Raw genomic sequence first — 20,856 nt, forward strand, 5'->3', positions numbered from 1 at the left:
GTGTCATCCGTACACCCGTCCCCGGCCGTGGGACCGGGCGAGCTCGACGCGGTGACCCACGCGCTGGGCGGCCTCGGCACACCCGTCGACTGCACCGGTCTGCGCAGCGTGCCCCTGGAGGGCCCGCACGTGCTGTGGCTCGTCACCGGCGGAGCCCTCGACCTGTTCGCCGTCGACGCGGCGCAAGAGGGACACTGGCACTTCCTCGGCCGCCTCGAAGTGGGCACCCTGCTGCTCGGCCCGGTCGAGGGCCCGCAGCACACCCTGCTCGGCAGGCCCACGCAGGACTGCCAACTGCGCCGAATAGCTCTGCGGGAGCTCCAGGTCCCCGCGTACGACGAATACGGCGGGTACGGCGGCTACCAGAACGGCTCCCAGGGCGGCTACGCCGACCCGTACGGGGGTCAGGGCGAGGTTCACACCCCCCTGGAGCACGCCTTCGCGCTCGGCACCGCGCGCGGCCTGGGTGTGCTCTTCGAGGCCCCGCTGGACGGCCGGCCCGGTGACGAGGCCGTGGCAGACGACGACATCCTGTGGATGCCCGTACCGCCCGGCAGCGTGCAGTACGGCGCCACCTACAGTGCGGAGGCCGCCCACGACCTTCTGGTCGACGGCACGCTGTGGCAGCGGATGGTCAACCAGCAGTACCGGCTGCTGTCCGCCGTCGACCGCTGGATCGAACAGCTGGAGCGGGCGCACGAGGACCGCACGGCGGCCGGCATCAAGGCGGGCGAGACCGTCCGGGCGAAGGCCGACCAGGCGCTGCTCGCCTCCATCGGCCGGCAGGGCGGCACCGGCCGGGGCGCCGCGGCGAACTCCGGCGACGACACCACCTTCGCCGTCTGCCGCCGGGTCGCCGAGGCGGCCGGGATCACCCTCACCGAGCCCTCGAAGAGCGGCGCGGTCAACGACCGCATCAGCCCCGTCGAACGGATCGCGGTCAGCTCGCGCATCCGCACCCGCGCGGTCCGGCTCATCGGCCGGTGGTGGCGGGTCAACACCGGCCCGCTGGTGGGCCACCGCTCCAAGTCCGGCGCCCCGGTCGCCCTGCTGTGGCACCGCGGCCGCTACGAAGCGGTCAACCCCGCCTCCGGGCTGCGGATGCGCATCGGCAAGGACAACGCCGATGAATTCGAGCCGCGCGCCGTCATGTTCTACCGCCCGCTGCCCGAACGGCCCATGACCCTGTGGCGGCTGCTGCGCTTCAGCATGCGCGACGCCCGCCTGGACCTGCGCAACCTCGCCCTCAGCGGACTGGTGACGGTCGGGCTCGGTGCTCTGGTGCCGATCGCGACGGGTCAGGTCCTCGGTGTCCTGGTGCCGACCGCGGAGCGGAGCCTGATCGTCCAGGTCTCTCTGGCAGTCATGATCACCAGCATCGTGACGGCCGCCTTCATGCTGCTGCAGAACCTCACGGTCCTGCGGATGGAGGGCCGTATCGAGAGCGCCCTGCAACCCGCCGTGTGGGACCGGTTGCTGCGGCTGCCGACGAAGTTCTTCACCGAACGCTCCACCGGTGAGCTGGCCAGCGCGGCGATGGGCATCAGCAGTATCCGGCGGGTGCTGTCCGGCGTGGGCCCCGTGGCCGTGCAGTCGGTCACGGTCGGCCTCATGAACCTCGTACTGCTCTTCGTCTACAGCGTGCCCCTGGCGATGGCGGCGATCGGCATGCTGATCGTCATCGGCGCGGTGTTCCTCGGCATGGGGCTGTGGCAACTGAAGTGGCAGCGGCAGCTGATCGAACTCGGCAACAAGCTCAACAACCAGGCGTTCCAGACCCTGCGCGGGCTGCCCAAACTGCGCGTCGCCGCCGCCGAGAGCTTCGCCTACGCGGCCTGGGCCCGGGAGTTCGCCCGCTCCCGCGAACTCCAGCAGCGAGCCGGCCGGATCAAGAACCTGACCACCGTCCTCGACGCGGTGTATCTGCCGCTCTGCTCGCTCACCATGTTCATGCTGCTGGCCGGCCCCGCCCGCGGCAGCATGTCGGCCGGGTCGTTCCTGACCTTCAACACCTCCGTGACCATGCTGCTCACCTCGGTTACCCAGATCTCCGGGGCGCTCGTCTCGGCAGCCGCGGCGCTGCCCATGTTCGAGCAGGTCAAGCCGGTGCTCAACGAGACGCCCGAAGTCCGCGGGGCCAGCGCGCAGCCCGGTCTGCTCTCCGGCGGCATCGAGGCGCGGAAACTCTCCTTCCGCTACAGCGACGACGGTCCCCTGGTTCTGGACGACGTCTCGCTGGAGGTCAGGCCCGGCGAGTTCGTGGCCGTCGTCGGCCCCAGCGGCTGCGGCAAGTCGACGCTCCTGCGGCTCCTCATCGGCTTCGACAAGCCCGCCTCCGGCAGTGTGCTGTACGACGGCCAGGACCTCTCCGCCCTCGACCAGGCTGCCGTACGGCGGCAGTGCGGCGTGGTCCTGCAGAACAGCCAGCCGCTGACCGGATCGATCCTCGACTGCATCTGCGGTGCCGAGGCCTTCTCCCAGGAAGAGGCGTGGGAGGCCGCCGAGATGGCCGGTCTTGCGGAGGACATCAAGCGGATGCCGATGGGGATGCACACCATGATCTCCGGCGGCGGTCAGATCTCCGGCGGGCAGCGCCAGCGCCTGATGATCGCCCAGGCGCTGGTCCGCCGCCCGCGCATCCTCTTCTTCGACGAGGCCACCAGCGCCCTCGACAACGAGACACAGCGCATCGTCATCGAGAGCACCCGCAAGCTGAGCGCCAGCCGGTTGGTCATCGCCCACCGGCTCTCCACGGTCATGGACGCCGACCGGGTGATCGTGATGTCGGACGGCCGGGTCGTCGAGCAGGGCCCGCCGGCGGCGCTGCTCGCGGACACCACCGGACACCTCCACGAACTCGTCCGCCGGCAGATGACCTGAGCCACGGGCAGGTATGCGCCCGGTGCCGCGTCAGGCCGTGCCGTCTGCCGTGTCCAAGGGTGTCGAGCACATGCCGGGGGTTGCCGTCCGGCGTGACCGCCTGCCCGATCCGCTTACGGACCGCGTCCCGGACCGTCGGCCACGAGCTCCTGCCCACCGGCGGGAACTCGGCGTTCGGCATCTGGACGAGGAACGCCCACAGCGGACGCTGCGATGACCGCGCCCGCAGGGACTCGGCCCCGGAGACCGTCACCGGCAGCGTTCCCTGACCCGCGGCGAACCGCGTGGCCACCTGCTCGCTGTAGAGGAAGTTCAGGAACGCGCCGCACTCCGCGCGGTGCCCGTTGTGCCGGAAGGCCATCAGCCAGTCGCTGAGTCCGAGCGGCGGCGCGGCTCCGCCGCTGCGCCGGGGGAAGGCGGCGTGCCCGTAGGGGAGCTCGGCGCGATCGGCGGCCTTGATCAGGACGGGATGTGCGGTCAGCATCCCGACCTGCCCCTTGAGGAAGGCCGCGTAGGCAGGGGTACGGCTGAACCGTGCGGGGTCGGCGCCCGCCGGCCCTGGCTCCACGAGCCGGCTCCGCACCCAGCTCAGCGCCTCGACGTTCTCCTGCCGTGCGAAGTCGTAACGTACGACTGGGCGATGTCGGGGGGCTGCCCGCCCCTGACCCGCTCGGCCAGTGTCTTGTCGATCTCCCCGATGGGGACGAGTTCGAGGTCGATCGTGATGGTCGGGTGCTTCTTCTCGAAGGCGCGGATGCCGGTGTGCCACTGGTCGACGATCGAGGAGCCCACGCTCCTGCCGTAGCTCGCCGCAATCACCTTGAGGGTGACGTTCCGGTCGGCCGCGTCCCCGGAGCCGCAGCCTGTGAGTCCGAGCGCCGCAGCGCCCGCCATACCGGCCGTGCGGGAGAGAAAGTGCCGTCGACGCACCGCAGTTGCCACCTTTGCCTGAGCTGCCCATGGGGGATGAGGGGCCAACGGTACGCGCCGGATGGCACGTTGTGCCAAGTGGGCGTGAACTGCCAGTCCAATGGGATGTGCGGCCGTGGTGGACGGCCGTGGTGGACGTGGGCGGGCTCGGTCGCTTCGGACCGGCGGCTTCAGGCGTGCGGGACGACAGCGACCGGCGCGGGGCAGTGGTGCAGCACGCCGTGGGCGGTGTGGCCGATGTGTGGCGCCCCGGCCCACGAGCGCGCGCTGTGCCGGCCGATGACCACCAGCCCGGCCGTGGCTCCCGCCTCCACCAGATGCTGCGCGGAGTTGCCGATCAACGACTGCTCGAGCATCTCGACACCGGGGTATCGCTCGCGCCACGGCCGCAGCGCGGTCCGCATCCCCTCCGCCTCCTGCGCCGCCATCTCCCCCTGCCGGTTCTGCTCCGCGCCGACGCCGTGGGCGAAGAAGGCCGGCGGGCTCCAGCCGTGGATCACCTGGAGCGGAGCGGCGCGCACCGCCGCCGCATCGAAGGCGAACCGGATCACCTCGTCACAGGGCCGGCTGAGGTCGAGGCCGAGCGCCACCGGGCGGCAGGGCATGGTCGACGCAGGCCGGTCGTCGGGAGCGGGGCGGTGCTCGTCCTCGGCAGTGGTTCCGGCGCGTACGAGGACCACCGCTCGCTCGGTGTGCGCGACGACGCTCATCGCGACGGTACCGACGAAGAACCCGGCAAGGCCACCGATGCCGGCGGTGCCGACGGCCAGCAGCTCGGCATCCCGTGCGACATCGCACAGGACCTCCGACGGCGCGCCGGTGAGGTGGTCCCCGGTGATCGTCAACTCCGGGTGGCGTACGCGCAGTTCGGCCGCGGCTTCGCGCACCACGCGCTCGGACCACAGTCGGGGGCCGTCCGCCCCCACCGGCGGGGCATGCGCGTAGGGCTGCCACTCCCACGCGTGGACGACGCGCAACGGCAGTTCCCTGCGCCGTGCCTCCCGGGCGCCCCACTCCGCGGCGGCGAAGCCGGCAGCCGAGCCGTCGAGTCCGACGGTCACAGGGCGGGTCATGGCGCACCTCCGTGGCGAGGGGGATGGTGCACTCTTCACGGTCGTCCGTTGCGGTCCGGACGGTCAGGGGCCGCAGGGCCTTTTCGCGGTCCGACCGGCCCCGCGGGACGGAAGCCGGGCAGTGCGTCTGGCGCCCCCTCCCCCGACCGGCCGGGGGGAGGGGGCCGGACGGCCCCTGTCAGGTGCTGTCCCCCGAAACCACGCTGGGGTGTGGGACAGCCTGCCGGGGGACGGTGGTCCGTATCGAGGAGGCATCATGCGGCACACCCCGCACATCGTCGGCGACGTGATGACGCAGACCGTGGTCGCGATCGGACAGGGCACTCGGTTCAAGGAGATCGTCGAGACCATGGAGCAGTGGAAGGTGAGTGCGCTGCCCGTCCTGGCCGGTGAGAGCCGGGTCGTGGGTGTCGTCTCCGAGACCGACCTGTTGCCCGAGGAGGAGTTCCGCGGGTCGGGCCCGAAACGCCTGGAGCGGTTGCGGCGGCTGGAGGACATGCGCCAGGCCGGAGCGTTGACGGCCGGTGAGCTGATGAGCGCGCCCGCCCTCGCCGTGCATGCCGACGCCACCCTTGCCCAGGCGGCGCGGACGATGGCGCGCCGGGCCGTCAAGCGGCTGCCGGTGGTGGACGGCGAGGGGATGCTGCAGGGCATCGTCAGCCGCACCGATCTGCTGAAGGTCTACCTGCGCTCCGACGAGGACCTCGCGGAGGAGATCCGCAGGGACGTGGTCGGCCACCTGTTCGCGGTATCCCGCGGGCAGCTGCGGGTCGCCGTCGCCGACGGCGTGGTCGCCCTCAGCGGACAGGTCCGGGACACCTCGCTGATACCGGTTGCGGCCCGCCTCATCCGGGCGGTGGAAGGGGTCGTGGACGTCGAGTTCGACGTGACGGGACCGACGGCGGCGCGGATGGAGCCACCGGCCACCGGACCGCAGGTCTGACCTCCGGGGCGTTGCGGGGTGGTGCGAGAACTGCGCGCCTGACGGTCGGGAGGGCTCAGCCGTGCCGGGGCGCCGGCGCGGAAGCCGCCTGTGACCGCCGGTGCCGGACGCTGTAGCCGGCGCGGCCCGGTTCGGACGGGACCGAGTCGAGTACCTCGAAACTGTCGCCAAGGCCGACGGCACGCAGGATCCGGACATAGTGCGGGTCGGTGATGACCAGGGTCACCCGGCCGCCACGTTCCCGCGCCCGGCGCCGGGCGCGGCACAGCACCCCGATGCCGCTGCAGTCCAGGAACGTCAGCCGCGCCAGATCGACCACCAGGTCGGGGGAGGGGCCGGACGTCAGGGCGTCGAGGTGCTCGGCGGTGGAAGCGGCACTGAGAATGTCCAGCTCCCCCTGGAGTCGCACGACCATGGGCGTCGGCGGGCGGCTCTCTCGCGCGCCCCTCGTCGGCTCCCTCAGCATGTCCTCACCCGTTCGTCTCGTCCTGCCTTCAAGCCGCTGGCTACATCGAAGGCTGTGGACCGTGTTGTCACGAGTGCCGGACGGGTCCTGTTGATTGGGACCTTCGGCCCTTTCCGGGAGTTCTCCTCGCACGCGACGACTCGGGTGGAGCTCCGCGGTCTCGGGGCCGGTCGGTCCCGGGACGGGCCCCGGACGGCCCTGTGAGCCGGCCGCCCCGTGCCCGACGGTGGGAGCACGATCCCGTGAAGGAGGGGCCGTGATGACGCCTATCGCCTTCGGCTCCCGTGCGGCCACCGCCCGGACGGCCCGTGACCGCGTGCCTCGCGTGCGGCCGGCACGGTCAGCTGACGGTGTGTGGGGCATCCCCGTCGGGCGTGGGCAGGGAGAAGGCGCGTGATGAAACGGCGGGTGGTGGGCAGCGTGATGACCGGCGACGTCGTGCCGGCGCGTGATTCGACCCCGCGGGCGGACCTCGAACGCTGGCTGGCCGAGTACGACATCAGCGGCCTTCCGGTGGTGGACGCCGACGACAAGGTGATCGGCGTCGTCTCCGCGACGGACCTGCGGCGCGCCGGGGAGCGTACGGGTCGCACGGGGCCGCTGACCACCGGCGAGCTGATGTCCGCACCTGCCATCACCATTCGCGCCGACGATTCGGTCGTCCGGGCCGCCCGCGTGCTGACCGAGCGGGGTATCGAGCGCTTGCCGGTCGTCGACGAGGAGGCCCGGCTGGTCGGCATCGTCACCCGTCGCGACCTGCTGCGGATCTTCCTTCGGCCGGACGCCGAACTCCGCGACGAAGTGCTGGACGAAGTGATGGTCCGAGCCCTGTGGCTCAGCCCGCAGAGCGTCGACGTCGTGGTCCGCGGCGGTGTGGTGACGCTCAGCGGGACCTTGGAGCACAGCGGGGACGTGGCCGTCGCAGTGCAGATGACACGCCAGATCGACGGCGTGCTCGGGGTCGTTAACCGGCTCACACACCGCCGGCGAGTAACGCACCGGCCGGCCGACCGTGCCCCTGACCGTGCGTCCCACCACGTATGACCGACCCGGTCGCGACAGACGAGAACGACGAGCACGACGAGCACGACGAGAAAGAGGTGCACCGCGATGACCCCCGACCGACACGTGCTGATCGTCTACGGCAGCAGGAACGGTTCGACCGCCGAGATCGGCCGGTGGGTCGGCCGGACGCTGCGGGAGCGGGGCCTCGCCGTGGAGGTGCGGGACGTGGCCGACGCACCGGCCGACATCTCCGCTTACGACGCGGTGGTGCTCGGCGCCGGCGTCTACATGACCGGCTGGCACCGTGACGCCAGGCGCTTCGCCCGCCGGCACCGCCGGGCGCTGGGCAGCATGCCGGTCTGGCTGTTCAGCAGCGGGCCGCTGGACACCTCGTGCGACGAGCGGGAGGTGCCGGCCGTGCCTGGTGTGGCCCGGCTCGCCCACCGGCTGGGCGTCCGCGGCCACGCCACGTTCGGCGGCAGGCTCGCCCACGGGGCGCAGGGCTATGTCGCACGCCAGATCCTCCGCGCCGGCAAGGGCGGCGACTTCCGCAACCAGGACGCCATCCGCAACTGGGCCCAGGGCGTCGCCGCCGAGCTGACGTGGGAGCTCACCTGGGAGCCGCTGACGCTCTGACACCGGGGCCGGCGGGCAGTACCGCAGGTCGCGGGCGGCCATGGCGGAGCTCGGGGTGGGCCTGCCGCGGTTACCCCGGTGGAGGATCGGGCCGTGCGGAGGGGCGGAACTCTGCTTATCGTTCACCGCAGGTGCCGTGACGACGGTCCGACGGCCCGGTCTCCCGGGCCGCGGGCGCCGGTGGACGGAGGACCGTATGCCAAGGACCAGGAGTCTGCTCGACGCGTTGCCCGCCGAGGGTGGCGAGCGGCTGGCCGCGATCACTCGCGAGGTCTCGCTGCCGAGGGGCACCCGCCTCTTCGAGGAGGGGCGCCGTGCGGACCGGTTCTGGGTCGTCCGCAACGGCCAGGTCGCGCTCGACCAGCACGTCCCCGGGCGCCGTGCCGAGATCGTCGAAACGCTCGGCCGTGGCGACCTGCTGGGCTGGTCGTGGCTGTTCCCGCCGTATCTGTGGCACCTGGGAGCGGAAACCGTCGGGCCGGTGGACGCCGTGGAGTTCGACGCCGCGGCGGTCCGCTCGCTGTGCGAGACGGACCCCGAGCTGGGGCGTGCGGTCTACCTGTACGTCGCGGAAACCGTCGCGGACCGCCTGCACAGCACCCGCGTGCGCCTGATGGAGCTCTACGGGCCCCCGGGCGGCGTGGACGCGCGATGAGCCGTCGGGCCGCGCGGGCCGCCACCGCGGCGTCCTTCATCGGACCGGATGTGTCCGGACCGGATGTCATCGGTCCGAAGGGCATCCCACCGGCCGTCGCGTCGCGACGGCGCTCGCGGCCCGCCACCTGCCGTGCCGCGCCCGGTGGCTCACGGCTGCCGGTGGCCCCACTGCGTCCCCGCTTCCGCCCACTCCCGCTCCCACTGCGCGTAACGCCTGCGGTTGAGCAGGTACGCGCCGCCTCGCTCCGCGCCGACGAGCAGCAGGACGGTGCCGCCCCCGGCGACCGTGCCCAGCGCGATGCTCTCGAACTTCGCCTCCGTGGGGGTGAGCGGATCACGCAGCAGCGTGCCCTTTCCGTCGACCCAGGCGGTGGTCCGGTCGCCGGCGCCGAGTCCCGGCGCCACGGCGGTCTCACCGGTCCGCCGCGTACCGTCGGGCTCGGTCCACCGCACCGTCGCATGGACCCGTCCTCCCACGCCGCCGGTGGTGTCCACGCCGATCCGGGCCGGCGGATTCTCGGCCAGGACCGCCGACACGCTGTGCCGGTCGCGACTCTGCCCTGCGGTCGCGTCGGCCACCGCGTCGGCGGTGGTCAAGCCGGCGATCGGGGCTGTCACGGCGATAAGCACCCCGGTGGCAAGCAGCAGCCACGACTCCGCCGCGTCGGACCGGCGCCGGAGCGGGCTGTGCCGCCAGTGCCAGAGGAAGTTCCTGAGGGGCATCGCACACCCCCTTTCGCTCGTGTCCCCGACCGTCGCACGACACGGGGCCGCGGAAGAGGGGCCGAACGGCCCTGCCGGTGGCCCGGTGGCCCGGTGGGCGTGCGCCGGGGGCGGGCACGGACCCGTTCGGCCCTGGTACGGCCCTGCGGCGAAGGCCACGATGGGTGGGCGGGAAGAGGCGTACGACAGGGTGGAGGGCACCATGAGCGAGGCAGGCGCATTCTCACCGCAACGGCCGATCCGGGTCTTCCTGCTGGACGACCACGAAGTGGTACGCCGTGGTGTGCAGGACCTGCTGGACGCGGAACCCGACATCGAGGTGGTCGGGGACGCGGGCACGGCCGATCACGCGCTGGCCCGGGGCCCCGCGCTGCGGCCGGATGTCGCGGTGCTCGACGTGCGGTTGCCGGACGGCGACGGCATCACCGTCTGCCGGGAGCTGCGCTCGCGGATGCCGGACCTCGCGTGCCTGATGCTGACCTCGTTCGACGACGACGACGCGCTGCTCGACGCGATCATGGCGGGGGCCGCCGGCTATGTGCTGAAGGAGATCAAGGGGGCGGATCTGGTCGCCGCGGTGCGCACCATCGCCTCCGGCCGCTCGATGCTCGATCCGGCGACGACGGCCCGGCTGATGCACAGCCTGCGGGGCGAGGAGGCCGGGGGGCAGCCCGAGGCGGACGCGCTGGCGGGCCTGTCGCCGCGGGAGAGGGAGATCCTCGGGCTGATCGGCGAGGGCCTGACGAATCGTCAGATCGGTAAACGGCTCTACCTGTCCGAGAAGACGGTCAAGAACCACATCTCCCGCCTGCTCGCCAAACTCGGCGTCGAGCGGCGCATCCAGGCGGCGGTCCTCGCGACCCAGGCCGCCCCGCCCGCCGCGGGCTCGGGACCGCACCACGTCTGACGGCACCGTGCGCCCCGCGGACCCTCGCCCGGCCGAGGAGCGATCCTCAGTCCGTGGGGAGTGGCGCGCTCCAGACCAGGCAGGTGCCCCCCTGCTCCGGCACGTCGACGGTCAGGCCGCCGCCGACGCTCATGGCTCGTTTGGCGAGGTTGCTCAGGCCACTGCGACGGCTGTCCGGTGCCATGCCCACGCCGTTGTCGGTGACGGTCAGGGCCAGCCTCCCGCCGCGCACGATCAGCGAGACGGCCGCCGCGTCGGCATGGGCGTGCCGCGCGGTGTTGCTCAGCGCCTCCACGAGCACCGCCACCACATGCTCGGCGATCTCCGCCGGTACGTCGGTGTCGATCAGCCCCTCCATGTGCAAGGAGGGGGTGAACCCCAGGACGCGGGCCGCCTGTTCCACCGCGTTGACGGTCCGCACCCGCAGTCCGCGGCCGGTCCGCCGGGTGTCGTGCGCGCGCAGCCCGAAGATCGTCGACCGGATGATTTTGATCGTCTCGTCGAGATCGTCCACCGCGCGCAGCAGACGCTCGCTCGCCTCGGGGTGGTCCACGAAACGCACCGCGCTCTGCAGCGTCATGCCGGTCGCGAAGAGCCGCTGAATGGCCAGGTCGTGCAGGTCGCGGGCGATCCGGTCGCGCTCCTCGAGCAACGCGAACTGCTCGGCGGCCTGCCGCTGTTCGGCCAGCTCCATCGCCAGGGCGGCCTGCCCGGCGAACGTCAGCATCGGCGAGGTCTCGGCCTCGGTGAACGGCTCGCCCCGGTGGAGGCGCGCCAGCAGCAGCACACCGCGCACCCGCTCGCCGGTGATCATCGGAACCGCCACGGCGGGCCCCAGGCCCATCCAGCGCGGCGGGCCCGCGGTGATACGGGGGTCGTGCTCGGCATCGAGGGTGATCACCGGCTTCCCGGCGTCCAGCGCGGCCCCGACGAACGATCCCTCCCGGGGCAGCACCAGATCGCGGTGCGCCTCGGCGTCGACACCGGACGCCAGCACCACCCGCAGCGATCCGCCGTCGTCCGAGGGGACCGCGATGACGCCCATGTCCGCAGCGAGAATGCGCAGCGCATGGTCCACGATCATCCGCAGCACCTGCACCTCGTCCGCCCCGGGCAGCAGACTCGCGATGATCTCGCCGTTGGCCACCAGCCACCGCTGGCGGTAGCGGGCCTCCTCGTACAGCCGGGCGTTCTCGATGGCGACGCCCGCCGCCACGGCGAGCGTCGACAGCACCGTCTCGTCCCCGGCGTCGAAGGCACCGCCGCCCCGCTTCTCGGTGAGGTACAGGTTCCCGAAGACCTTGTCCCGCACCCGGATCGGCACCCCCAGGAACGAGTGCATCGGCGGATGGTTCGGCGGGAAACCGTACGACGACGGGTGATCGGACAGCTCCGCGAGCCGCAGCGGCTCGGGATGGCGGATCAGTTCGCCCAGGATCCCGTGCCCGGCCGGCAGCCGGCCGATCGCCGCGTGCTGCTCGGGGCCGATACCGACGGTCAGGAACTCCGAGAGCCGGGTGCCGTCACCGACCACGCCCAGCGCGCCGTACTCCGCGTCCACGACGACCACCGCCGCCTCGACGATGCGTCGCAGTACCTGCGGCAGCTCCAGCCCCTTGCCGACCGACAGCACGGCTTCGAGGAGCAGATGGGAAGGCGTGCCGGAGCCCTGCTGCACGGCGTCGAGGCGTTCTTGCAGGTCTGCCGGCAAGGCGTCCAGCCGCCGCCGTCCCACGCCGTCCCGGTCGGTGCCGCGGTCGTCGGTCACGCTGCCTCCACCGTGGTCCGCGGGGAGCAGGTCACGGGCCACATTTCCCACGGTAGACGTCACGGCTGATCCGGCACCTCGGGCAGCCTCCGCGCGCGCTCTTCGGGCTCTTGGGCCTCTCGGGCCCGTGGCCGAGCCGGCCGGCCCCTGCCCGCCGTGGCCACGGGCGCGCACCCTGGTGGACGGAAGGCGGTGAGCGCGATGCAACTGCCCCTGGTCGTGGGAGTGGACGGATCGGCCCCGGCGCTGCGTGCCCTCGACTGGGCGGTCGACGAGGCAGCGCTCCACGGGGTGCCCCTGCGCCTGGTCTTCGCGTCCAAGTGGGAACGCTACGAAGGGGTGACCCCCGCGGGCAGCCCGGAGCGGCCCGCAGAGGAGATCTTCGCCGACAACGTCGTCGGGGCCGCCGCCGAGCACGCGCACCTGCGGAACGCCGACGTGCCGGTATCGGTGCAGGTCCTGGCCGAGGACACGGTGACGACGCTGCTGCAGGAGGGCCGCTACGCTTCGGCCCTGATCCTGGGCTCCAAGGGTCGTGGCGAGTTCGCCGACCTCCTGCTCGGATCGGTCAGTCTGGCGGTGTCGGCCCGCGCCCGCTGCCCGGTTGTCGTCGTGAGGGGTGACAAGGCCGCGATGGCACGTTCGCACGGGCGGATCCTCCTCGGGGTCGGGGACCCGGCCAAGGCGGCGGACGCGGTCCGCTACGCCTTCCGTGAGGCCGAGGCCCGCGGCTGCGCCCTGGATGCCGTACGGTTCTGGCGCTGCCCCGCCCACGAGACCACCGACCATCCGCTGCTCGCCGACCTCCCCGAGCGCTACCACGAGGAGCAGGCGTCGCTCCTGCTCGACCAGGCCCTGGACGAGCTCGTCGAGATGCACCCGACGGTGCATCTGCGGCGGGTCACCGCCGAGGGAGCGGCCCACAAACTGCTGGTGCGGCGCTCCGCCGCGGCGGACCTGCTGATCGTCGGGGCGCGGCGCCGCCACGGCCATCACGGTCTCCAGCTCGGCCGGGTCGGACACGCCGTCCTGCACCATGCGGAATGCCCCGTCGCGGTCGTCCCGCAGGCGCAGGACTGACCGGAGGGCTGCTCACCGCGCGAGCCCCGCCGCGTGATCGGGAACGTAGGACTGCAGGTCCCTCGGCGGCCGTTCGTAGCCGGTGGACGGGGGCCGCTCGGGCAGTTCCAGCGGGGGCACGGGCACCTCACGGTAGGGGACGGTCGACAGCAGATGGGCGATCATGTTGATCCTGGCCCGTCGTTTGTCGTCGCTCTCGACGACGTGCCACGGTGCCTCGGCGATGTCGGTGTGCACGAACATCTCGTCCTTCGCCCGGGAGTACTCCTCCCAGCGGGTGATCGATTCGAGGTCCATGGCGGAGAGCTTCCACCGTCGGGTGGGGTCCTCCAGGCGGCGCCGGAACCGCTTCTCCTGCACCGCGTCGCTCACCGAGAACCAGTACTTGCGCAACAGGATCCCGTCCTCGACCAGCATGCGTTCGAAGGCCGGGCACTGGCGCAGGAACCGCTGGTGCTCCTCCCGTGTGCAAAAGCCCATGACCCGCTCCACGCCGGCCCGGTTGTACCAGCTCCGGTCGAACAGCACGATCTCACCGGCCGCCGGCAGATGCGCGGCGTAGCGCTGGAAGTACCACTGCGTACGCTCCCGTTCGGTGGGGCGCGGCAGGGCCGCGATCCGTGCGATCCGGGGGTTGAGATGCTCGGCGACGCGTTTGATCGTGCCGCCCTTGCCCGCCGCGTCGCGGCCCTCGAAGACGACCACCAGCCGTGCTCCCTCGGCGCGGATCCACTCCTGGACCTTCACCAGCTCCGTCTGCAGCCGGAGCAGCTCCCGCTCGTACAGCGCCCGCGGCAGCTTCGCCGGCCCGCTGGTGCCCCGCTCTTCCGCCATGCGACGAGACTACGGAGAAATCGTCGGAGGAGGCGGGGGGCCTGGGCCGAACGGGGCGAGGACGGCGCGTTCGATCCGGCGCCGTACGTCCACGGTCAGCGACGTCAGCGGCTCCGAGACGCCGGCTCGCACCGGCGACGGCGAACGGACCGCCCTGGCGCCGTCCGGCAGGTCCGCGACGTCCGCCGCGAGGCGCCGCCTGGCGTCCTCCAGCCGGTCCGGGGGCGTGCTGCGCTCACCCTCCCGCATCAGCGTCACCAGCAGCGGCACGCTGCCCGGGAGGGGCGGTTCCTCGGCCAGCGCGATGACATCGGCGCACCCCGCAGCGCGGTGGACCTGCTTTCGCCCGGGCGCCGTCACCTTCGCCGAGGACAGCTTCATCACCGGCCGGCCGTCGTACGCGACGAGCTTGTAGGCCGAGTCCAGGTACGGCGCGTCGGCGCTGACACCGACCCGCGTGCCGACGGCGTAGTCGTCGATCGGGGCGCCGGCCCGCACGAGATCGTGGACCGCGTACTCGTCCAGCCCACCGCTGGCGATGATGCGCACCTGGGGGAGGTTCGCGCTGTCCAGCATGCCGCGCGCATGCGCCGCGAGCGCGCCGAGGTCACCACTGTCCAGCCGGATCGCGGAACCCTCCGCACGGTCCAGCTCCCGCAGTACGCGGGCCGCCGCCGCGATCCCGGACTCGGTGTCGTAGGTGTCGACCAGCAGGGTCAGGGGCCCGGGGTGGGCGCGGGCGAAGGCGGCGAACGCCTGCTCCTCGTTCTCGAACGCCTCGATGTACGAGTGGGCCATGGTGCCGACGGCCGGGAGATGCTCGGCGTAGGCCGCAGCGACATTGCTGGTGCCCGCGAAACCGGCCATGGAGCTCAGCCGCGCCGCCTGGTAGCCCGCCTCGGTCCCATGAGTGCGCCGGAGCGAGAAATCCACCACGGGATGCCCCTCCGCGGCGATGACACACCGGACGCACTTGGAGGCGACGGCCGTCTGGTGGCTGAGCTGGTTGAGCAGATAGGTCTCCACGAGCTGCGCCTGGGGGAGCGGAGCTGTGACCTCCAGGAGGGGTTCCCCGGCCAGCACCACCCGGCCCTCGGGAACGGCCCGCACTTCGCCGGTGAACCGCATGTCCAGCAGTGGCGCCAGGTCCTCGACCGGCCGCCGCAACGTCTCGGCGAAGGCTTCGACGTCCTCGTTCCCGATGTGGAATGCGGCGAGGTAGTTCAGTGCAGACTCGATGCCGCCGGCAACCAGGAAGCCCCGCTCCCGCGGCAGTTCGCGGACGAAGCAACTGAAGGTGGCGGGCCGGGTCATGCCCTCACGGAGGTAGGACAGGGCCATGGTCACTTCGTACAGGTCGGTGGTGGTCGCCTCCGACATCGACGGCTCCTTCCCGGACCCGTCCGGTGCGGGCCCTCGACCGGTTCGCCGGCCGCTCAGGACATCGCGTCGCTCCAGCCGTAGGCCGTCCGCCGGTCGGCGGGCGCTCCGGCCCCGACGCTCTCCAGATCGCGGTCGGCCACCCGCATCAGCTGCCCGGCCAGATGGTCCATGGCCCGGCCTGCCGCCAACTCGTCGCCTATCTCGGGTACATCGACATCCTCGGGGTTGCAGCGTGCGGTGCCCTGTCCGGTGAGGGTGCGGGTTCCGGTGTCCAGCACGGCCCGCGCCCGCGTCGTCCCGTCCTCTTCGTAGAGGTGCAGGTGGATGCTCCACTCCACTGTCCTTCTCATGATCGGTCTCCGCTCCTTCCCCCCCGGTCGGTCCTCCCGGTCGGTCCTTCCGGTCAGGCCCCTCCCGTCCGCGGTCGGACGCCGGGGCACACCCCCGCTGCTCCTGTCGCCCCTTCCACTGTGTGCGCTCCCAGGCAGCGGCGGGCAGGGGCCAAAGGTCCCCGAAGCGGTCGGCGCAACGCCCGCACCTCTCATACCGCCGATACGTGGTGGCCTGCCGCCGTGGGGCCGCCCGACGGGGTGGCGAGGCCCTGGACGCGGATCCGGCGCCCGGTGATCCGGGTGGGGCGCATGACGATCCACTGCTGGCGCCCGCCACCCACCCAGGGCGCCGTGAAGGCGTACTCCTCCAGCGCGAGGACGTCGTCGAGATCGGTGACCACATGGGCGGGGCCCACGGCCAGCACGCTCCAGCCCTGACTGAAGGCGTCGTCGATGTGATCGGCTTCCAGAGCGACCTCCTTGCCCGCCGCCTCGGCGGGGCCGCTCCCCGGCGCCGTGCGGTAGGCGATCCGCTCACCGGCGACCGTGTAGTTGACCGGGAACACAGCGGGTTCGCCGTCGACGGTCAGCGCCACTCTGCCCACACCATGGGTGGACAGCCGCTCCCGGCACTCGTCGATGCTCAGTTCCAGCAGCTGGGGGCGGTTGCCGGCCCGGCCGAAACCCTCGGGCAGGTCCGCCGTACCGCCGGTCAGCTCCTCGACGGTGGTCTGCAGCGCATGCGCGAGGCGCAGCATGAAGCCGATGCCGGGCGTCGCCGCGCGCTCCTCCACGTACTGGACATAGCCGGGCGCCGCCGCGGCCCGGGCCGCCACCTCCTCGCGGGTCAGCCCCAGCTGCTCACGGCGGAAGGCCGCCCGGCGGCCCAGGTCGGCCTGGCCTGCGGGAGCCGGGCCGGCAGCGGAGCCGGTCTCGTGGTTGATCATCGTGGGCACATCCCTTCATGAGTGCGGGGGACAGCGGCCTTTGCACCAGACTGTGGCGGGCGAGGAGCCCGGCACAGGGCCGGTCGGCCCACACCTGGGGGTGGCCGTCGGCCCCACCCATGGCTCCGCTCACTCGTGGGGGATCACCGCGACCGGGCACGGGGCGTGGTGCACGGCCGCCTGCACCATGTGGCCGATGCGGGGAGCCAGCAGATGCCGCTTGTGCCGACGGCCGACCACGAGCAGGCCGGCGCCCTCGGCGTCCCGCAGGAGCGCCTGCGCGGGGCTCACCAGCTCCACCCGCTCGTCCACCCGGACATCGGGGTACTTCTCCCGCCACAGGGCCAGCGCCTCGCCCAGCTCCCGCTGCGCGTCCTTCGTCATTTCCTCCACCACGTACGGCTCCACGCCGCCACCGCGGTTGTACGCGTGCGCCGGGAGGTGCCTGCCGTGGACCGCACGCAGGACCGAGCCGCGCCGCTCGGCACCGGCGAAAGCGAAGTCGAGCATCGCCTCGCACGGTTCGTGCAGGCTCACCCCGACCACCACATCGCCCTCAGGGGCGGTCGCCGCGACGTTCTGGCGGGCCCGCACCAGCACCGTGGGGGTGACGACATGCGCGACCACCTTCAGGCCGATCTCGCCGAGGGTGTAGCGCGACACCGGCCCGAGGTCGCGTGAGCCGAGCACCAGCAGATCCGACTGTGCGGCGGCGTCCTGAAGCGCCTTGAACGCGTCCTCGGCGACCAGTTCGTGGTCCACCGGCAGGCCGGGGTGGCGCTCCAGCACGGCCGCACGGGCGTCGTCGACGATCCGGTGCGGCCAGTAGTTGCGGTCCTCCACATCGGCGGGCGGCGGCTCGTCGGCGGCGTGCGGTGCCGGTTCCGCCGCGAGCATGACCCACGCGTGCAGCAGGCGCAGCCTCACCTTCCGCAGCGCGGCCTCCTGCGCCGCCCACAGCGCGGCGGCCAGAGACTCGGGCGTACCGTCCAGACCGACGGTGATGACGTCCTTCATGGCTCGCTCCGTTTCTGCCGACCGGCCGTGCACGGGTTCCCTCCACCACCGGGCGGCGCATCGCCGCTGTCTCAAGGGTGGCGGAGTACGCAGGGTCCTTGGCATGAGCCACTCGGCCCCTACCGGGACGGCGGGGTCACAAAGGCGGTGGTTCGGCATGGGGCCCGAGCGGGGCCGTCAGGACGCCTTCGCGCGGCTTCGTCCGCCGCTCGGCGACAGCGCGCTGATCAGCTCGTCGCGGCTCATCGAGGAGCGGCCGCGGACACCGGCTTCGGTGGCGCGCTCGTAGAGTTCGGCCTTCGTCAGCCCGTCCAGCCGGGCGGACTGCTTTCCCCCGGCGGCCTTCCCTCGGCCCCGGGACTTCCTCGGCGCTTCGGACTTCTTCGTGTCGCGGGATTTCCGGGTGCCGGACGCCTTCTTGGCCCGGGTGCCGGCGCTCCTCTTCCCCCGCGCCGTCTGCACGCTGGAGCGCAGCACGTCCATCAGATCCACCACGTTGGTGGACTCCGGCGGTTCCCCGGCCTTCTCGACCGTCTCGCCTTTCTGCTTCGCCTCGATGAGCCGCCGGACGTGCTCCTGGTAGGTGTCGTGGTAGTCCTCCGGTTCCCAGTCCGTGCTGAGCGCCTCGATGAGCTCCACGGCGGTCTTCAGCTCGCGGTCGGTGACCTCGGACTTCTCCGGGAGGTTCGCCACCTCGTCGTACGGGTCGCGGATCTCGTCCGCCCAGTGCAAGGTGTGCAGCACCAAGAGGTCTGCCTCGGCCTTCACCGCGACCAGGTATTCGCGGTTGCGCAGGACGAGCGTGGCGATGCCGGCCTTGCGGGACCTGCCGAGGGCCCGGTGGAGCAGCCCGTAGACCTTGGCGTACTCCTTGCCGCGTGGGCCCAGGTAGTAGGTCTTGTCGAAGAAGATCGGCGTCACCTCGTCGAGGTCCACGAACCCGCTGATCTCCAGTGCCTTGGACCGCCCCGGAGCGATGTCGTCCAACTCCTCGGGCTCGACCACCACATACGCGTCACCCGCGTCGAGCCCCTTGACGATGTCCTCGGCGGCCACCTCATCGCCCGTGCGCTCGTTGACCCGCTTGTTGCGGATCCGGTCGGACGTGCCCCGCTCGATCTGGTGGAAGTGGACGGTGTGGCTCTCCGTCGCCGAGTACATCTGCACCGGAAGGCTCACCAGTCCGAAGGACAGGGAGCCGCTCCACACCGGACGTGCCATGGTCTGCACCACCTCCACCACCATGGCACGCCCGGCTTGCCGAGATCGCATCCGCTCCCGCGCGGCCGGCCGGTGTCGCGGGGCCGGTCAGGTGACGAAGCGGGCCGCCCGGCGGAGGGCGGGCCTCACCGGGCCGTCCGACGCAGCGTCCTTCACGAGGTCTTCTTCCGCCCCTTGGGTACCTGGGCCAGTTCCGGTGTGGCGGTATCGATCGGCACCGACCCGGAACGGACCAGTCCCAGCTGCACGCCCTGACGGGGCAGCGCGGCGTCCAGCAGCCAGTCCGCGGCGACCCGCACGCGGTTCCCGGGCATCGCCATCAGGTGGTAGGCGCGGGTGACGGCATTGGCCACCGGGCCGGAAAGCGGTACGTGCAGCGGGTTCGCCGCGGCCTGGACACCCCCTAGGTCGACCATGAACCCCAGGTCGTGGTGCGCGTACCGGCGCAACTCGCCCTGCCCGCAGGACGCCGCGACGTTGCGGGCCGCGACCTTGCCCTGCCGCTGGGCGTGCTGCGCCGTCATCGGCGTCATCTGGCCCGGCCGGGTCAGGTCCGGTACCGCGGCGGCGTCCCCGCAGGCGAAGACACCGGGCTTGCCGGGCACCTGCAGATACGCGTCGACGCACAGGCGCCCCTTGTCCGTGGGCAGTCCCATCGATTCGACGAGCGGGTCGGGGCGCACCCCCACGCACCAGATCAGCGACCGGCTGTCCACGAACTCCCCGTCGTCGAGAAGCACGCCCTTCGACGTGGCCTCCTTGACCGAGGTGCCGGTCCGCACCTCCACGCCCCGGCCGCGCAGGACCTTGTCGGCGGTGCGCGAGAGCCGCTCGTCGAGCTCGGGCAGGATCCGGTCGGCGATGTCCAGCAGCAGCCAGCGGGGCCGGGGGCCGTCGCTCAGCCCGGTGTTCTGCCGGGCCAGGTCATCGGTGAACAGCGCACCGTGCGCCGTGACTTCGGTGCCGGTGTATCCCGCGCCGACGACCACGAACGTGGTCCGGGCGGCCCGCTCGACCGGGTCGTCCGCCGCGCCGGCCAGCTCGATCTGGCGGGTGATGTGGTCCCGGAGGTAGAGCGCCTCGGGCATGCCACGGAAGCCGTGGGCGTGTTCGGACACGCCGGGGATGGGCAGCAGTTTGTTGACGCTCCCGACGGTCAGGACGAGCCGGTCGTAGTCCAGCGAGCTCTCCCGGCCCTCGGGGTCGGTGAAAAGGAGTCGGCGGGCGTCGAAATCCACCTCGTCGGCCTGTCCCAGGACCAGACGGACGCCCGGGATCGTCCCGGTGATCGATACCGAGATGCGGCGGGGCTCCAGAATTCCGGCCGCCACCTCCGGCAGCAGCGGCACATACAGAAAATAGTCGTGCGGATTGACGAGGACGATCTCGGCCGCGCCCTTGGCCTGCTTCATCAGGGTGCGCGCGCATTCGTAACCGGCGAATCCGGCTCCGACGATGACGATGCGGGGGCGACGTCGGGTCACGGGGTCTCCTGCGGTCGAGGCGATGCTCCGTCGGAGCGGAATGGCCGCCCGAACTGCATCGCCATACGGAAAGGGCAGTGATCTCCGGTACCGCACCGGGGCCGATCGTCCGGTCTCCCTGGGCGGCGTGGTGCAGGCTCCGGCCGAGGTGGCCGAGGCGCGCGGCACGGCACCCTCGGGGCTTCGGCCCCGGGGGCGTACGCGGCCGCGACGGCGAACTCAGGAACTGTCGGCCAGTTCTCTGACACCTCGCATGCGTGCGCAGTGCGCGCAGCAGAAGAACTGGCCCTCTGCCTGAAGACCGTGCCCCAGAATGCGGCACTCGCAGTTGTCGCACACCGGCGCCATCTTTTGTGCGGCACATTCGAAGCTGTCGAAGATGTGAACCTCACCGGCTGCCTTCACTTCGAAGGCCAGCTCATAGTCGTTTCCGCAGACTTCGCACACGGCCACGGTGATCCCTCCTCCACACAGAACCTGTGTCCGGTGCGGGTTACCGGTGCGGCAACCGCGTACACATAAATTTCCGGGTGATTTTTCGCCGAGCGGTTCGTCGAAAGCGCAACGAAT

20 protein-coding genes are annotated in these 20,856 nt (G+C 71.9%); 7 read left to right on the plus strand and 13 right to left on the minus strand.

Going from position 1 to position 20,856, the window contains the following annotated elements; translation table 11 throughout:
- Window positions 1-2,880: an NHLP bacteriocin export ABC transporter permease/ATPase subunit gene (locus ACGFZW_RS23285; protein WP_393895110.1), complete on the plus strand. Its 2,880-nt coding sequence runs from the start codon at window positions 1-3 to the stop codon at window positions 2,878-2,880.
- Window positions 2,881-3,468: 588 nt separating this feature from the next.
- On the opposite strand, the gene ACGFZW_RS23290 is transcribed toward ACGFZW_RS23285, so the two are convergent.
- Both ACGFZW_RS23290 and ACGFZW_RS23295 read right to left on the minus strand, forming a co-directional pair.
- The gene (locus ACGFZW_RS23290; protein ID WP_393895111.1) at window positions 3,469-3,810 is read right to left on the minus strand and encodes a hypothetical protein; all 342 of its coding nucleotides are present in this window, start codon (window positions 3,808-3,810) and stop codon (window positions 3,469-3,471) included.
- 170 nt (window positions 3,811-3,980) lie between these two features.
- Entirely contained in the window at window positions 3,981-4,883 is a 903-nt protein-coding gene (locus ACGFZW_RS23295; RefSeq protein ID WP_393895112.1) for a universal stress protein, read from the minus strand.
- 256 nt (window positions 4,884-5,139) lie between these two features.
- Between ACGFZW_RS23295 and ACGFZW_RS23300 the strand changes: the two genes are divergently transcribed.
- Window positions 5,140-5,826 carry a CBS domain-containing protein gene (locus ACGFZW_RS23300; RefSeq protein WP_393895113.1) on the plus strand — a complete coding sequence of 229 codons (687 nt, stop codon included), beginning with the start codon at window positions 5,140-5,142 and terminating at the stop codon, window positions 5,824-5,826.
- Between the two features lie 55 nt (window positions 5,827-5,881).
- Here the strand turns inward: ACGFZW_RS23300 and ACGFZW_RS23305 are convergent, their stop codons facing one another.
- On the minus strand, window positions 5,882-6,655 hold the full coding sequence (locus tag ACGFZW_RS23305; RefSeq protein WP_393895114.1) for an STAS domain-containing protein: 774 nt from the start codon (window positions 6,653-6,655) through the stop codon (window positions 5,882-5,884).
- Between the two features lie 33 nt (window positions 6,656-6,688).
- Here ACGFZW_RS23305 and ACGFZW_RS23310 point away from each other — a divergent pair, with 33 nt between their 5' ends.
- The 3 genes from ACGFZW_RS23310 to ACGFZW_RS23320 all read left to right on the plus strand — a co-directional run bounded on the left by ACGFZW_RS23310 (window position 6,689) and on the right by ACGFZW_RS23320 (window position 8,588).
- Entirely contained in the window at window positions 6,689-7,336 is a 648-nt protein-coding gene (locus ACGFZW_RS23310; RefSeq protein WP_393895283.1) for a CBS domain-containing protein, read from the plus strand.
- A 66-nt stretch (window positions 7,337-7,402) separates the two neighbouring features.
- Complete coding sequence (locus ACGFZW_RS23315; RefSeq protein WP_393895115.1) at window positions 7,403-7,933, plus strand: flavodoxin domain-containing protein; 531 nt, start codon at window positions 7,403-7,405, stop codon at window positions 7,931-7,933.
- Window positions 7,934-8,129: 196 nt separating this feature from the next.
- Window positions 8,130-8,588, plus strand: coding sequence for a cyclic nucleotide-binding domain-containing protein (locus ACGFZW_RS23320; protein WP_393895116.1), 459 nt, complete (start codon window positions 8,130-8,132; stop codon window positions 8,586-8,588).
- A gap of 149 nt (window positions 8,589-8,737) precedes the next feature.
- Here the strand turns inward: ACGFZW_RS23320 and ACGFZW_RS23325 are convergent, their stop codons facing one another.
- Window positions 8,738-9,313 (minus strand): hypothetical protein, encoded by a 576-nt coding sequence (locus ACGFZW_RS23325; protein ID WP_393895117.1) that lies wholly within the window; start codon window positions 9,311-9,313, stop codon window positions 8,738-8,740.
- 202 nt (window positions 9,314-9,515) lie between these two features.
- On the opposite strand from ACGFZW_RS23325, the gene ACGFZW_RS23330 reads away from it, so the two are divergent.
- The gene (locus ACGFZW_RS23330; RefSeq protein WP_393895118.1) at window positions 9,516-10,220 is read left to right on the plus strand and encodes a response regulator; all 705 of its coding nucleotides are present in this window, start codon (window positions 9,516-9,518) and stop codon (window positions 10,218-10,220) included.
- A gap of 46 nt (window positions 10,221-10,266) precedes the next feature.
- Here ACGFZW_RS23330 and ACGFZW_RS23335 read toward each other — a convergent pair whose 3' ends face one another.
- Entirely contained in the window at window positions 10,267-11,988 is a 1,722-nt protein-coding gene (locus tag ACGFZW_RS23335; RefSeq protein ID WP_393895119.1) for a GAF domain-containing protein, read from the minus strand.
- Between the two features lie 201 nt (window positions 11,989-12,189).
- On the opposite strand from ACGFZW_RS23335, the gene ACGFZW_RS23340 reads away from it, so the two are divergent.
- Window positions 12,190-13,068, plus strand: coding sequence for a universal stress protein (locus ACGFZW_RS23340; RefSeq protein ID WP_393895284.1), 879 nt, complete (start codon window positions 12,190-12,192; stop codon window positions 13,066-13,068).
- Between the two features lie 12 nt (window positions 13,069-13,080).
- On the opposite strand, the gene ppk2 is transcribed toward ACGFZW_RS23340, so the two are convergent.
- The 8 genes from ppk2 to ACGFZW_RS23380 all read right to left on the minus strand — a co-directional run bounded on the left by ppk2 (window position 13,081) and on the right by ACGFZW_RS23380 (window position 20,739).
- Complete coding sequence (ppk2, locus tag ACGFZW_RS23345) at window positions 13,081-13,902, minus strand: polyphosphate kinase 2 (RefSeq protein WP_393895120.1); 822 nt, start codon at window positions 13,900-13,902, stop codon at window positions 13,081-13,083.
- 9 nt (window positions 13,903-13,911) lie between these two features.
- The gene (locus tag ACGFZW_RS23350; protein ID WP_393895121.1) at window positions 13,912-15,282 is read right to left on the minus strand and encodes a nicotinate phosphoribosyltransferase; all 1,371 of its coding nucleotides are present in this window, start codon (window positions 15,280-15,282) and stop codon (window positions 13,912-13,914) included.
- A 56-nt stretch (window positions 15,283-15,338) separates the two neighbouring features.
- Window positions 15,339-15,635 carry a DUF1876 domain-containing protein gene (locus ACGFZW_RS23355; protein WP_393895122.1) on the minus strand — a complete coding sequence of 99 codons (297 nt, stop codon included), beginning with the start codon at window positions 15,633-15,635 and terminating at the stop codon, window positions 15,339-15,341.
- Window positions 15,636-15,826: 191 nt separating this feature from the next.
- Complete coding sequence (locus ACGFZW_RS23360; RefSeq protein ID WP_393895123.1) at window positions 15,827-16,564, minus strand: helix-turn-helix domain-containing protein; 738 nt, start codon at window positions 16,562-16,564, stop codon at window positions 15,827-15,829.
- 129 nt (window positions 16,565-16,693) lie between these two features.
- Complete coding sequence (locus tag ACGFZW_RS23365) at window positions 16,694-17,581, minus strand: universal stress protein (RefSeq protein WP_393895124.1); 888 nt, start codon at window positions 17,579-17,581, stop codon at window positions 16,694-16,696.
- 177 nt (window positions 17,582-17,758) lie between these two features.
- Window positions 17,759-18,802 (minus strand): Ku protein, encoded by a 1,044-nt coding sequence (locus tag ACGFZW_RS23370; RefSeq protein ID WP_393895125.1) that lies wholly within the window; start codon window positions 18,800-18,802, stop codon window positions 17,759-17,761.
- 152 nt (window positions 18,803-18,954) lie between these two features.
- Window positions 18,955-20,214, minus strand: coding sequence for an NAD(P)/FAD-dependent oxidoreductase (locus ACGFZW_RS23375; protein WP_393895285.1), 1,260 nt, complete (start codon window positions 20,212-20,214; stop codon window positions 18,955-18,957).
- 291 nt (window positions 20,215-20,505) lie between these two features.
- Window positions 20,506-20,739, minus strand: a complete 234-nt coding sequence (locus ACGFZW_RS23380; RefSeq protein WP_393895126.1) for a hypothetical protein — start codon at window positions 20,737-20,739, stop codon at window positions 20,506-20,508.
- Between the last annotated feature and the right edge of the window lie 117 nt (window positions 20,740-20,856).

It is taken from the genome of Streptomyces sp. NPDC048248 (assembly GCF_043201875.1).
Classification (GTDB): domain Bacteria; phylum Actinomycetota; class Actinomycetes; order Streptomycetales; family Streptomycetaceae; genus Streptomyces.